At 32.5% G+C, this 14,262-nt stretch carries 9 protein-coding genes; all 9 read right to left on the bottom strand.

What is annotated here, in order from left to right:
- Nucleotides 1-2: 2 nt before the first annotated feature.
- The gene (locus tag BMW63_RS07005; RefSeq protein ID WP_074722629.1) at nucleotides 3-2,822 is read right to left on the bottom strand and encodes a helicase-related protein; all 2,820 of its coding nucleotides are present in this window, start codon (nucleotides 2,820-2,822) and stop codon (nucleotides 3-5) included.
- On the bottom strand, nucleotides 2,815-8,028 hold the full coding sequence (locus BMW63_RS07000; RefSeq protein ID WP_074722627.1) for a DEAD/DEAH box helicase: 5,214 nt from the start codon (nucleotides 8,026-8,028) through the stop codon (nucleotides 2,815-2,817). The genes BMW63_RS07005 and BMW63_RS07000 overlap by 8 nt, the downstream gene beginning before the upstream one ends.
- A 490-nt stretch (nucleotides 8,029-8,518) precedes the next feature.
- The gene (locus BMW63_RS06995; protein ID WP_074722625.1) at nucleotides 8,519-9,421 is read right to left on the bottom strand and encodes a helix-turn-helix transcriptional regulator; all 903 of its coding nucleotides are present in this window, start codon (nucleotides 9,419-9,421) and stop codon (nucleotides 8,519-8,521) included.
- A 304-nt stretch (nucleotides 9,422-9,725) separates the two neighbouring features.
- Nucleotides 9,726-10,226 carry a YqiA/YcfP family alpha/beta fold hydrolase gene (locus tag BMW63_RS06990; RefSeq protein WP_074722623.1) on the bottom strand — a complete coding sequence of 167 codons (501 nt, stop codon included), beginning with the start codon at nucleotides 10,224-10,226 and terminating at the stop codon, nucleotides 9,726-9,728.
- 115 nt (nucleotides 10,227-10,341) lie between these two features.
- Nucleotides 10,342-11,412 (bottom strand): hypothetical protein, encoded by a 1,071-nt coding sequence (locus BMW63_RS06985; RefSeq protein WP_074722621.1) that lies wholly within the window; start codon nucleotides 11,410-11,412, stop codon nucleotides 10,342-10,344.
- Between the two features lie 144 nt (nucleotides 11,413-11,556).
- Nucleotides 11,557-12,927, bottom strand: a complete 1,371-nt coding sequence (locus tag BMW63_RS06980) for a hypothetical protein (protein WP_139174210.1) — start codon at nucleotides 12,925-12,927, stop codon at nucleotides 11,557-11,559.
- Nucleotides 12,928-12,977: 50 nt separating this feature from the next.
- Nucleotides 12,978-13,376, bottom strand: a complete 399-nt coding sequence (locus BMW63_RS06975; RefSeq protein ID WP_074722617.1) for a hypothetical protein — start codon at nucleotides 13,374-13,376, stop codon at nucleotides 12,978-12,980.
- A 4-nt stretch (nucleotides 13,377-13,380) separates the two neighbouring features.
- The gene (locus BMW63_RS06970; protein ID WP_074722615.1) at nucleotides 13,381-13,584 is read right to left on the bottom strand and encodes a hypothetical protein; all 204 of its coding nucleotides are present in this window, start codon (nucleotides 13,582-13,584) and stop codon (nucleotides 13,381-13,383) included.
- Between the two features lie 12 nt (nucleotides 13,585-13,596).
- The gene (locus tag BMW63_RS06965) at nucleotides 13,597-14,187 is read right to left on the bottom strand and encodes a hypothetical protein (protein WP_074722613.1); all 591 of its coding nucleotides are present in this window, start codon (nucleotides 14,185-14,187) and stop codon (nucleotides 13,597-13,599) included.
- Nucleotides 14,188-14,262: the final 75 nt, after the last annotated feature.

Raw genomic sequence — 14,262 nt, 5'->3', positions numbered from 1 at the left:
GATTATAATGTTTTAGGTTTAGGCATTAGCACATAAATACCCATTACATCAGGTGGTAAAACTGGGTGTACAGCTTCAAATTTTCGGCCACCTACTAATTCTTTGAACCTACTGTGCGACTCTACTAAATGTATTGCTCTTTCTTGTGATAAGGTTTGCACCTCGTTTTTTAAACCACTGTAGGTTTCTGCAACCTCATCAAATAATTGTTGTTGTCTTTCGTGTGGAATGTTTACCGCACTTTGGGCTTCTAACAATAAATTTTTACAAGCGGTATAGTCTAATATTTCTTTATTGTCTAGAGAACCAGCGTAACCCCATAAGTACATTTCTTCGGCAATTAATTCACGATTACGATTTACTTCTTTGATTACATTACGCACTCTAAATTGGACTATTGTAGTTCTTTTTTGAACCGATTCCGATTGTATTACTGCTGCTCTAGCAATGTGTCCAACACCTGCTTTTGGTTCGAATGCCAACGCCATTATTAATTGAGCCAATTGCTCCACAAATTTGTGGTTACGTCCAATATACACGCGACCTCTAGGAGTAGGAGAAGCAAAACTTAAAGGAATGTTATCAACTTTTGGAAGTATTCTTTTAAGATGTTCTGGTAAATTGAAAGGGTCAAGATTGTATCCCAGTTTGTCTTTGGTAACTGTTGCACCTAATGTTCTGCACGATTGCACCACAAATTGTTCTACTGTGGTTACATCACCAATAACCTCATCAACTTCTTTTAATTCGGCTTCAATGGTTTTTGGGTCAATACTTTCGTGTGCAAAAATACTTCTTAGTTTTTCAGCTTTCTGTTTGGCTTGTTCTAATTGATTGGTAATCAATTTATCAATATTTGATATTTCATCGCCAAAATCTATTTCTGTTTGATTGGCTGAGAAGTTGGCTTTTGATGGATCGAGTAATAGTTCTCTCATTACCGTATCCATAATTGATTTGTTATCGTCTCCAATCACAATAGATACACCAGTGGCTTTTTGAATGTCACGTACTTTTTTAATTAATACTTTCAACACCACTGTATCAATAGGATTATCTTCTCCCCAAATTAAATAAGCATAGACCAAATCAGCCGGTTGACCGTATCGGTCCACACGACCTTCACGTTGTTCCAGTCGGTTAGGATTCCATGGTAAATCGTAGTGCAGTACGGCTGTAAAATGTTCTTGAAGATTGATTCCTTCGGATAAACAATCAGTCGCTATCAGCACCCGTTTTTCGCTTTTACCCATAGCATCTATCATCTCTTTTCTTTGCTCATCGGCAAATTCTGAAGTTATTGTTTGAACGTCTATACTTTTTGGGAGTGCCGATTTTAGTAATTCACCCAGATATTTAGCTGTTGCAATATATCGGCAAAAGATTATGGGGTAAACCCCATCATTTACCCATTGTTTAACTTGGTCTACTGCAATTTTTGCCTTTTGGTCATTTTTAAGTGACATCAATTGTTCGACTTGCTGGATTAAGCTGTCGATTGTAGTGATGTCTTCTGTTTGTAATTCTAATTGCTCCATTAAATCAGTTTCCACTACATCAGAATCATTGTCTTCTGAATTGAAAACCGGGTTTGTTTCTGGAATGTCATCGAAAACTAGTTGTTTTTCTCTTCTGGCTTTTAGCATTTCAAGCCCAGCTTGCGGACTTGACATTACTCCACGTAAAAGTGCCAATGCTGCCCAATAATGTGACAAACCTTTTGCGTTATTTTCGCCTTTTTGTGTGATTTTTTGAGCGAAATTTAGAACTTCGACATAGAAGTTTTTGTAGGCTGTGTTTAATTTATATCCAATTTCTTTGGTCTCTCTTTCTGGGAATGGGGTATCTTCATTAAGCCATCGCTTTATATTGGCTCTTTTTCGCTGTACAAAATAGGTAGATAATTCTTTTCGTTGCTGAGGAGTAATATTCTCAAAATCGAGTTTATCGAATTTTTTGTTTAGCAAACCTAATAACGAACGGAATTCTTCGTCTTTACCACTATGCGGTGTAGCAGTCAATAACAACAGATGTCTTTTTTCGTTTTCTGCAATATCATGTAATAGATTATAACGTTGTTGTTGCGTTTTGGATTTTGCGCCAGCTGGAAGTGCACAAGAGTGTGCTTCATCTACAACAATGAATTCAGGGCAGTCCGTTAAGAATATTCCTTTTTTGGAAGATTGTTTTATGTAGTCAATAGATATTACTTGATAAGGAAACTCTTTGAATACACTTTTGTTTTGATCTAGTGTACGTCTTTCTAGATTACCTAAAGTAGAAGAACGTATAATTTCAGCATCAATATCTAGCTTGTCTTTTAATTCGCTTTTCCATTGTTCACAAAGATGTGGTAAACATATTATTGCAAATCGTTCCACCTCGCCACGTTCCATTGCTTCTTTTAATATCATTAAAGCCTCGACAGTTTTACCAACACCGACGTCGTCAGCAATTAATAAACGTGTAACTTCTTGTTTTAATGACATTACCAAAGGAACAATTTGATAGGATCGGGGACGAAATGATAATTTTCCCATACAACGAAAAGGACCTGCTGCATTTCTAAACGATAATCTTGAGGCATGAAATAATAATTTTGCCGATTCAAAATCGCCAATATCTTTATTTAATGGATATTTTATTTCTGTGTTTGTTATTTCTTGTCCTGAAATTTTAAGTGGTAGATACACTCCTGTAATTTCATGGTCAGAACCACCAAGAGGTTTTATATTTAAAACTTCTTCATCGTCAGACGGCATCACAATCCAATCACGACCTCTATAATTCACTAAAGTACCTGGCTTATGTTCTTTATTCATTTTCTATAACTTTTCTGAAAATATCTTTTCGGTTAGCAATGGCTTCGTCTAAGTTTTGGTCGTATCGCCAAACTATTACGTCGTAACCTGCATCGGCTAATAATCCTCGTTGTTTTCTGTCTTTTTCTTTAACTTCTTCTTTATCATGCACCGAACCGTCCACAAAAACAAAGGTTTGTGTTCCTACATCTACATTATCATAAACAAAATCTGCAGATATGTAATATTCTTTTAGATTGTATTGTGCTTTATCAGGCAATGCTAATCCTTTGTTGTATAAATACTGAATGAATTTTAATTCGGTTGTTGAATTTTTATCGTAAGCTGCTTTTAAAAATTCAAACTGCTTATGGTAATTTTGTTGCTCGTTTTTACTTATTTCCACCGAAGCATCCATTAATAACTCTAATGGTTTTTTAATTAAAGTTCGATCAATTATTTCATGGTGTCTTTGATTGTAATAAGATAATAAGTCATCATAAGAAGCACGTAAAGCTTCAGGTTTATCATCTTCTCTTGTCTCAGGATTGTAATAGCATGTTTTATATGCTTCAGCAAATACCTTTTTTAATTTGTCTGGATTTTTAGTCAGTTCAGAAAGAACCCCTAAACTACTTTCCGCTGCTTCAAATAATAATATATTGGCATGTTCACCAGAGCCCATATTCCAAGCCCCTAGTTCACTTTCTTCAATTTGAAATTCTTTTTCTATTGCTCTTTTAATGGCATATGTAAGTGTAATAACTCCATCCTCATCCAAACCTAGTGTTTTTACAGGTTGAATGTATAACACATCTGCAATGTCTGTTGCATAAACATGCACTCTTTTGATTGGATCTTTTTCTGGTTCCTTTTCTTCTTCCGAAGGGTTCTTCCAAAAACCTGTATTTAATCCGATGTTGTATCCGTTTTCATCACCTGGTTTTGAACGTCTCCATTTACGGTTTAATTGCAATAGCCTTGCTGATGGACCGTATCTCAATTCTAATAATAAGTCTCCATCATATGAAAGTTGGCATTTTTGTGTATTTCTAATTCCACCAGAGAAAGAAAAGTATTGTTCAATATCATATCCTGAAGAGGCACGTTCTTCTTCTTGAGAAGAAATTCGTTCCATTAATTTTGTTTGACTTTCGGATAGTTCTAAAATGTTTGATTTCATTTCAACCCTTTCATCCGTATTCAATTCTAAATTAGTAATTGGGTCATTGTTTATGCTTACGCCTTCCTGGTCTAAAAAGACATAACCCGTTGTTTTACTAATTTTTAATTTGTGTAAAACATTTTCAGTATCATTCAACATCATTCTATTCACACGGTACTTGTTACCCATGTGATAAATAAGATTGTTAGGACCAAATTCTTTTAAAGCAATGAAACGAGGTCGTGAGATAAACTCTCCTTTGTCTCGATTTCCAATAAATGTTCTTACTGGTAATCTAGTAAAGTTATACCCTGGTAAAAATCCTTCAGCAGCTAAATATCTGAAAATATAAAACTCTGATTGTGATGAGTAATTAGCAGTATCATTGAGTAATAACTCTCTTTGTCTTTGTGCTAAAAAGTGGTCTCTGTTGGCATTCTTTTTTACTTGTCCACCCGACTTAATCGAGGGGTCGTCCATCGCAATTCGAGCTTTTTCAATAAGTCGATTGGCATTTCGATATAATTCTCTCCAACGTTTAAAACTATTGTCTAAGTGTTCAAAATATTTAATTGCTTGAATTTCTAATTTCTTTTCTGAATACCAAGTGCTCTGTTCTAATTCTGGTAATATGTTGACTAATGTTTTTTTGAATTGTGCTATCCAGATATGTTTTTTCTCTTGAATCTGATTTAAGATATACGTTTTAATTTCTTCCTTAACAGGTAATTCGTGAGTTTGCTCTAAATTTAATATTTCAGCTACTGAGGTTTTAACTTGTGTTAATCCTAGTTCCATAAAAATATAGGCATTCAAATGTGACTCAATTAATTCTTGATTGGACAGATCTAATTTTGGGGCTGCTACGACACCTGCTACCATTTCTGAAGCGTTTTGGAAGTAATTTCTATCGTGAGGAGAACTGTTAGAACAGTAAGTCATCACTAAAGCTGTTTGTCCGCTACGACCCGCACGACCACTACGTTGTGCATAATTAGCTGGACCTGGTGGGACGTTTCTCATGTGCACCACATTCATGCTACTGATATCAATTCCTAACTCCATAGTTGGAGAACAAAATAAGGCTGATATTTTACCAGCTCTAAAATCAATTTCGCGTTGTTGTCTTTCTGCGGAAGGTAATTGTCCAGTATGTTCGGCACCGTATATATTCTTATTCAAACTAGAATAATTTACTTTATAATAGTTTTGAAAATATTTGTTAGGAGCTATTTCTATTTCTTCAATTGCATTAATACGAACCTTGTCTATCTCAACAGTTTTTTCATCTCCTAATTTCCAAACCACTTGATCTAATCTAAGTCGATATCCTTGGACTGTTCCTCTGCTGCCTTTAATTTCAATATTGTGTAGTATTTGCGCCGATTTCATGATTTCATAAATCTGCACCATATAATCAGATAGTTCGTCACCTCTAAAAGGCAATTCACCCATATGCTTAATAAATTGTCTTTTGAAATATTTCCCCAACGCACTTAAATGACCACATCCAGCAACTTCAATACCATAAGGTGTTTTTCCAACTCCCCTTGGAATTAAGGTGACAGGAGCTTCAATTTTTTCGTTTTCATCTAAACACCAATTACTATCAGTTTTTAGTCGGTCTTTTATTTCATTGGCTAATTCTGCTCTTTTAGTATCTTCTAATTTTCGATGATCTAAAGCATATGAGGTTCTAAAATATGTTATTATTTGGTTTAGTATATCTAACCTTTCTTCAAATGAAAGATTATTCAGTAATAATATATTCTGCCATTCATCATCATCACGGGCTAATTGATCAATTGTTTTATAATCAATTTTTAATAAAGCACATTGTTCCAGATTGGGTGTATTATATCTCCAACCTCTTCTTAAATCGTATATAATTCTTGTAAATAAATACTCTTCGAGCATTTCCTTATTTTTTTCATCTGGATATTTTGGATTATCAGCAGGCCTTCTCGCATATTCCAATTCTTTCAGATTTAGCATTATTGCTGCTCGATTTGCTATGTTACTAGCATTTAGTCCTTCTGGAGTTTCTTTTAATGCATAATATATAGCAGATCTTAGTTGAACTGTAGAAATGAAGTCATTGAAGTGACCTGATTGCAATGATGCATCTTGTCTGTTATCCGTAAAGCTTAAAAGTTTTTGTAGACTTGCGTCTAATCCTTGTTCATTTAATGCTTTGATTGTACTTAATGCCGTAATAGTTGTAGCTGTACTACGTCCTTCATTACCTAATCGCATTAATTTTGTAAACTCATGTATTTTTGAATCGAAAATGACACCAGATGTCGGGTCTAGCAATAGATGACATGGTATAAACCAAGCAAGTTGTTTGGATTTATCTTCATTTTCAGTAAAATTACCTTTTTTATCTATCCAAATTTGTTGAGGAATCTTGGTTTCGTAAAAATTATCAAGTTTAGTTTCATCAGATTTTGTTTTCCATGTTTCTGGTAAGTCTATAATTTTATCGTCGCTCCATATATCACTGCCATTATCAAATAGTATGTAACCGTCAGGAAAATCAAGCCATCCTAACTCTCTTTTTTTCGTTCCTAATTCTTTATTCCCTTTTAATGATTGTTTTGATATTTTTTGGGGTAAATCACTTGGTAATCTTGGTAATAATTTGCCAGAATCGTACTCTTTTTTTACACAAATAAATTCATGACCGGAATAACGACTGAAAAGAACAGGGTAGACATGTAACTCTTCATTAGTCTTTTCATCCCTTATATAAAGAGTATTATCTAGTGTTATCTCTCTATTTGCAGGATTGTCTAATGTTACAGAAACGTTTCCTGTTTGTGCAATAAATTGATGGAATTTAAAAGGAAGATAGCTTTTTCTATTTTCCATTTTGGAGGCTTCTTCATTTAAAGCTTCAGTCCATTGTAAGAATTGAACCAATTTATCTTTGCATAACGATAGATCATAACCACTATCCTCTGATAGTTTGCTAGCAATATCTTGAAGAGTAAGAGGTTTGGCCCTTTGAACGTAACCGTCATCTAAAACATTTAAAGCAATTCTATTTTCTAACCAAACTGCTATTGGACTAGAAATAAATTTTTCCGGTTTATCATTAAAATCTATATCTTCTCTTAGTGCCTTTTTTAATTCACCTAAATTTATAAACTTGGAATTGGTTGTGTTTTCTAAATATTCACCAATAATTTGTGATGTGTCAAAGTTTTTATCAAAAATCTGTTTTCCAACATTTGCAATTGTTTGTTTCTGCTCCAATATGGTTCCTCCACTAGCCATTGTGGCAGAAGTACCAACACAAATAATTTCATTTTGGGTTGAAGCATGAATTCTTCTATTTAACAATGATACATCTGCACCTTGTCTTCCCCTATACGTATGTAATTCATCATAAACTAAATACTTTAGGTTTTTAAATATTGATGCACGCATTGAGTTTTCTGATGCACGTGTCATCATAAGCTCCAGCATCATGTAATTTGTCAGTAAAATGTCGGGTGGTGTTTCTCTAATATTAATCCTATCATTTCCTGCTTCCTGTCCTGTATATTTTGCAAAAGTTAATGGAAATTCATTACCTGTATGCTTTAAATAATTGGCAGCATATTTCTCGATTTCTTGCTCTTGAGAATTAATTAAAGCATTCATTGGATAGACTAATATTGCCTTTATTCCTGCGGTATATTCATTTTTTAATAAATCACTAAAAATAGTTGCTAGAAAAGTTAATGACTTTCCAGAACCTGTCCCCGAAGTCACAATAAAACTTTTTCCTTCAACACCCTTTTTTATAGCTTCAACTTGATGTTTATATAAATCATATCCTCTGAAAACATCATTTAATCTGTGGTCGATGATATTATGTTTTACTAATTCACTAATTGAAGTTCCTTTTTCAAAGGTTGGATTGAATTGAATAAGCGGCTCTGGCCATAATTTACCTCCCGATAATTCTTTATTAACTACGTTCTTAATTCTTTGATCTTTGATGAGAAGGAAACTTTCGATATATGATTTATAGTCACTTATAATTTGATTATGTACTTTGAAAATATTCATAAAAAGATAGAATTGTTTAAATAATTTAATATTTACTTTGACTTAGTTATCAAAAAGACACTTTGTAAATCTAAATGTTTTTAACCTGATAACCTATTCAAAAAATGAACATGTTTCCTACATTATTTAGAACTTTAATAATTTCAATTTAGGAAGTTCAAAAATAGAATTTGTGATTGGTTTTACATTACGGTTTTCCGCATTTAGGTGTATTTAGAAGGGAATATACAATTTGATTCTTCATAGCAATTGATTCTCTTTGGTCTCGTTTGGTTGCAAAAACGTAAATTAACACTGATTTTTCTTCACTTCCAATACCCACTTTTAGTGATATTGAATTAATGATGTGTAAATAGATTTAAAAGTTCCAATAAATTTAATGTGCTGATCATTTGCGTTTTACGAATTATGAAAACTTTTTTATCTAAACTCTATGTATTTATGGTTTAGTATTTTGCATTGATCGTATTACCGGGGAAATCAACCGATGTTATTTATATCGTTTTAATGTTGCCTCCAGCATTTGAATCATTTTGATTTTGAGACTTTCCGGCTCCAAAACTTTTACCTCCTGACCCATGGAAAGTAATTCCATTATGAAATCATAGGTTGGACTCAAGAATAGTTCCATAATACACTCTTTTTCGTTTTCCGAAACGATTTTTTGAGAATGGTGTAATGGAAGTGATTTTATGTAATCGGCCTGACCGTGTGAAAGCCAAAGCTTAATTTTTTCGGGTTTTGTCCCGTCAGAGACGATGCCAAAAGAATATTTGAATTTTTCTGTTGGTTCGAAATTTTGTGGAGCTTCAAATTTTTTCCTGCTTATATCTACATTAGACATGCGGTCTAGGCCAAATGTTTTGAAAACACCCTCTTTTGTTTCTTGAGCTATTAAATACCAACGGTTTCGAGCTTCCTTTAAAGCTATAGGATAAACAGTACGTGTTTTCTTTTCATTATTCGCTTTCCAAAATTTCTCATGCGTAAATTGTATCTCCAATTTATTTTTTATTGCATGTAATAAAGCATGCATGTTTTCGGCTCCAATCGCTTTCCTCTTTTCAATAATTATATGATTGGAAACAGAGTCCGAAATACTTAAAGCATTGAATATCTGAAAGGATTCGATAATTCTATCCGTTTTAACCTCATCGGCATCAGACACTATTTCATATCTATTTTGAGAACGTTTATATTCAATTTCGATTTTATAAATTTCCCGTATTTCAATTATATCACGGTCATACGTACGCTTTGAGATTGCATAATTTTCCTCTTCATCTATTGAATGTTTTACTAAATAGTTTTGCAGCTCTTTAAAAGAGCAAGGATTGGATCGTAACTTATTGATAATTAAATGATGTCGTTTGATGAACTGTTTTTTGGACATTGGTTGTGGTTTTTAAAGAAATGAAATGATTTTGTGAAGCGATATTTTGATTTATTCAAATGTTTTTCTGCCAAAATTTACAATGTCTTTGCCTTTTTTACATAACTAGTTCGAGACCTTATACTGGTAAAAGGGTACTTGTTTTAGGAATTTCAGACAATAATTTGAATTTTTTATCTTAATAATCTCGGTACCATTATTGGTTTAATTCCTATTTAAATGGAACAACTTCGCACGAATAGAATGGCATCGGATTTTTTTTCAGATTGCCATTTTTTAAATTCATTTTTTATAAAAGTACTATTTAATAGCAAAGTTCCTTAAAAAACGATTTTGTTTCCTCTTCAAAAACAGCAACTGGAATTTGATGTGCTAAGTCCTTTTTTATTGCGATGGTATAATCTGTTTTAGCAGCAATATTTTGTGCAAAAAAAGTCAAATTGTCTTTCGCCTTGATAACGGTATCCTGACCGCCTAAAACAATTCGCATAAATAAAGATTGATTCATAGCTATGTTTACAGGAACTATTTGTTCAATAGTACCTATATACGGCAATGCCGGGTTGTATAACAAAGCACCAACACCTAAATTGTTGGCTAAATGATAGCCTGCAAAACCGCCCATGCTGCTGCCTATTATTACATTGATATTTTGCGTTTGATACGTATCGAATAAATGCTGAATCATATTTGGATTGGATTTATAATCTAAGTAGGGTGCAATAACAGCACCGTACTTTTCCAGAATTGTTCTTTTTTCGGGACTTAATTTACTCTCAAGTCCGTGTAGGAATAGGATGTTCATAATAATTTTATCTAAAGTTAAAGATTAGACTTAAAAACTAATCTTTGTTGTTGTCCTCGTTTATGTTTTTTTTATACTAATTTATCTTATTTCCTTCGCAGCAGGTAAAAGCTATTTATATATCTTCAAGAATATCTGTTGCATTTACGATCTTGTTTTTCAAAATATCTGATAATTCATAATATGCTCTAAAAGAGTTGTTTTTTTGTGGCTTTGGACTGTGTTCAAGTTGAATGTTATTAGTTTTTGATAAAATAAAAAACTGCTTTTCTTCGTCTGGTTTTTTATTATCATTCCAGATTTTGTTATCCCACATATATTGAAAATATTCTTGGATTCTTTCTTTTATATTTTCATCGTAACTATCAGACTCCATCAAATCATCATAGTTATTACATGGGTTAAATATTATAATATCTTCTATTTTGTATAATTTTTTCATTTCACCGCCACCACTTTCTCTAAAAGTGATATATAGTGGTTTTTGCTTTATTACATATTTTCCCTTATTGGGACATTCATATATAAAAAATTTATCAATTGCCTCTTTAGACCATTTTGCTGAAGGAATGGAATAGACTTCTTTTTCGTAAAATTTCATGGTTCCGTTTATATTAATTAAAAAATTAAAGTAATCATTGATTAGTTCATCTTCATTTTTATTGTGATAAAGCATTGAAAAAATTTCATCCCAAGCCATTGATATAGTATCACTGTTATTTGAAATACTATCGTATTTAGTTAACACGATTTTGAGAATGTCCTTTTTATTAATTTTTGATAATTCATTAAAAAAATTATTATCTAAGTAATTATCTAATTGTTTTTTAGCGCCAAGAAAATTGATGTTTTTATTAATACTTTTTGCTTCAATGATAATTGCTTTCAATAAAATATTTTTATGATAAAAACGGATTAAAATATCAATTCTATATTTGTTTATGCTTTTCGAAATGAGTTCACAATTGACGATTACCCTATCATATCTACTTAAATCGATTGAAACTGCTTTTTTAATTTTTGGCAGTTGTAGAAACATCTTTAAGGCTATTTCTGATTTAGAAAGAACAATACCTAAACCTTTTGTTTGTTTTGTTTCATCATTTCCTTCTATTACGTTAAAATAACTTGAATTTAGTTGATTATACAATCTAAATGTTACTTTGGGTTTATTTTCAATTGTCATATTCTCTATTTATCTTAAATACAATTTTTTTCTTTTTTTTATGGAAAACCAATTTGATATAAACTGTATGTGTGTTTGTAAAAATACATGAATTCAAATCATTTTTTAATCAATTAGGTCGTCTAATTTTAACAAGCGTAGCATTTAAAGTCCCAATATACTCAACGAAGCATTGTAGTATAAATCAAAATCTTCATGCCTTCCTTCGTATTTCAAATTTGGATAAAAACCGAAATCACCAAAATGCTCATTCATAATAATTCCTTGCATTGATGTCCTTATTGGTACTGCTGATTTAACCGCTTTAATCCAGGCATTTATATTAGTTTGTGACATATTTCTACCTTGTACCCTATGAAGTGTATAATACTTTTTAAGTATGGATATATGCGCAAGCATTTGATTTAAAACACTACTATATCTACCATATAAAGAATTGTATATTGAAACAAATTGAGCGATGTCCTCTGGATTATAACTGGAAAGCTTGAGAGCTCCAGTTTGTATTTTTAGCATATCTGTTTCTCGTTCTTTATCATAGTAGACTGTCCCATATTTACTTAAATCTCTCTTGGTTTGTTGTGCCTCTACTACTAATTTTTTTTGTAATTCTATGTTTTGTACTATTTCCGTGTTTCCAGAAAAGTACTTTATTCCCGTAACAACATTTGTGAATATTTCAGATCCTATATTTTTTGTTTTAGTCGCTTTTGGATTTAATAATGCTACTTCTATAAGTTCGTTATTGGCATGACCTTCTGATTCGAGTAAAACGGCATATTTTGATTCGGAAATAGTAAAAGTTCCAATAAGTTCAGATTCTTGTATAATTGCAGTATCGACCCGTAGTAAACGTTTTGCCATAACAGTTTTATTGCTTGGCACTCGAATCGTTTCGAATTGTTGTGTAGCAGCTAATTGTTTTTCAAATTCCTGATATCTGATGACACGTAAGTCTTTATAAGGTTCTTCCAGCTTTTTTATTGATTTACAATAAAAAAGACATCTTTCAAGTGGAGTTTCATAATCCGGGGTATCAAATAAAGTCCTTGTTTTTTGAGGTTTCTTACCATTAGGGGAAAGTATAATGAGCTCATTGTTGGTTCTGCCATAGCGATCGTGATAGTAAATTTTATTTTTCAGTATTAAATGCTGTGCTTCATCAATCAGCGGTTTTGTTGTTTCATATTTCTCTTTTGACTTACTATAAGTTTCTAGATTGTTTATAATTGTTTTAATATCAGCGTTGAATGCTTCATTGCTTTTTTTTAATTTTAACCATTGGTCATACTCTTTTTTATATCGATTCAACTCCGCAAACATCTCTTTGTAATCCCTGGTCTCCACCAATGTATCTTTGTAAATTGGAATATCGATACTTTTTTCTTCTACTATTTTAAGTGAATTTGTTAGCTTGTTGTTTATTACATCTTCAGCAGTTAAGCTCATTGATTTTTGTTGTGAATACACTGAAAAACATACTATTGTCACTACTATTGTGAATGCTTTTTTCATTTTTATATTATTTGGTTGTACTTTTTTTAATTTTATGAGCACCATTATTTTTAAAATTCTACATCGTAAATATTCGCTCTAATATATGCTAATAGGTCTTTTCTATAATCATCTTTCGATATTTCGCAATCTTTCCAAAAAGTACGGGAGTAAAAATATAAAAGCTCCAAAACATCCTCGTTTGTAGTGGCGAGAACATCGAGATATTTAACGTACCGCCAGAAACAAAAATAGTCTTCATCATAGTAATCGTCTGTTATTCCCAATATTCTTTTTTGAAAAGGGAATCCTTCCACCTCATAGCCTTTCGCTTCACAGTAGTCAATTATGATGGAGCGGACTGAACTTTCATATATCTCGGCAGTTGTAAAATCCTCTATTCCGCTAGGAACTAGTTTCCACTTCTGATACTTTTTTTCGATTTCTACTTTAATTTTATCAATTTCCATAATTCTATTCTATTTTCCAATTTACATCACCTAAATTCAAAACACCATTCATCTCTATTTCAAGCCAATCTCCAAGTTCACAACAGCATAATTTAATGCTACATCCGGAAAGACTATCTGATTCAGCATTTATTTCCACAACGTTTTTTTGATGTGCCTTCATTTTTTCATATTGCTCATCCGAGAGCTCGATACTAATTTTCTTCATAGATTGTAGTTTTTAAAGCCAGTTTAACCATTCGTTTTGGGTTAAATACGGAACATTATTTATGTCACAAATGGACATTGTATGCCCTGTTCCGCCTGTTTTTGGGTTGTCTAAGTCATCGTAAAAGAAAGCGAAGGTAGTAGGCGGAATTCCTGAATTCGTTCCAGTCACTTTAACGGTATCCCTTATGATATAAGCTGCTTTGATCGCAAACCGATCTTTTGCACCGCCAACGTATTTGTCTATAAGTGATTTCGTTTTTTTATTATTTTTCGACTGGTAAACAACTTCCGATTCCTTTACCAAATCAATTTGATCGAGTGAAATGGTTTCATAAGCATTGTTTTGCTTTTCACGATGATTGTCATACGGCGTGATTACTTGCAATCGCTCGGGTGCTAGCTGCAAAACGCCTTGTGTGAAGTAAAAATCGGCACCAGCGGCATTACCACTTCTAAAAGTAGCCAGTGGCAAATGCGTTGCTAAAAGATTCCCTAATTGAATTAATTTCTCTTTATCTAATTCTACAACATTTCGTTTTCCTTCCAAAAGGATTATTGTGTTTTTTGAATTATATTGGGTTGTAAATGCGGATAATGTCATAAGGTGTTTTTTAAATTCTATACAAAAGTAAACTGCGATAACGCCAAACAATGACGTGGTTCTTTGTTTGTGGTC

Source organism: Flavobacterium frigoris (genome assembly GCF_900111075.1).
Lineage (GTDB): Bacteria > Bacteroidota > Bacteroidia > Flavobacteriales > Flavobacteriaceae > Flavobacterium > Flavobacterium frigoris.
The sequence above is the reverse complement of the archived record's forward strand: the minus strand, read 5'-3'. Positions and strand labels throughout refer to the sequence as shown.

Excerpts from the sequence above, each read along its gene's own strand:
- BMW63_RS07005 (WP_074722629.1), bottom strand. The coding sequence starts at position 2,822 with ATGAATAAAGAACATAAGCCAGGTACTTTAGTGAATTATAGAGGTCGT.
- BMW63_RS07000 (WP_074722627.1), bottom strand. The coding sequence starts at position 8,028 with ATGAATATTTTCAAAGTACATAATCAAATTATAAGTGACTATAAATCA.
- BMW63_RS06995 (WP_074722625.1), bottom strand. The coding sequence starts at position 9,421 with ATGTCCAAAAAACAGTTCATCAAACGACATCATTTAATTATCAATAAG.
- BMW63_RS06990 (WP_074722623.1), bottom strand. The coding sequence starts at position 10,226 with ATGAACATCCTATTCCTACACGGACTTGAGAGTAAATTAAGTCCCGAA.
- BMW63_RS06985 (WP_074722621.1), bottom strand. The coding sequence starts at position 11,412 with ATGACAATTGAAAATAAACCCAAAGTAACATTTAGATTGTATAATCAA.
- BMW63_RS06980 (WP_139174210.1), bottom strand. The coding sequence starts at position 12,927 with ATGAAAAAAGCATTCACAATAGTAGTGACAATAGTATGTTTTTCAGTG.
- BMW63_RS06975 (WP_074722617.1), bottom strand. The coding sequence starts at position 13,376 with ATGGAAATTGATAAAATTAAAGTAGAAATCGAAAAAAAGTATCAGAAG.
- BMW63_RS06970 (WP_074722615.1), bottom strand. The coding sequence starts at position 13,584 with ATGAAGAAAATTAGTATCGAGCTCTCGGATGAGCAATATGAAAAAATG.
- BMW63_RS06965 (WP_074722613.1), bottom strand. The coding sequence starts at position 14,187 with ATGACATTATCCGCATTTACAACCCAATATAATTCAAAAAACACAATA.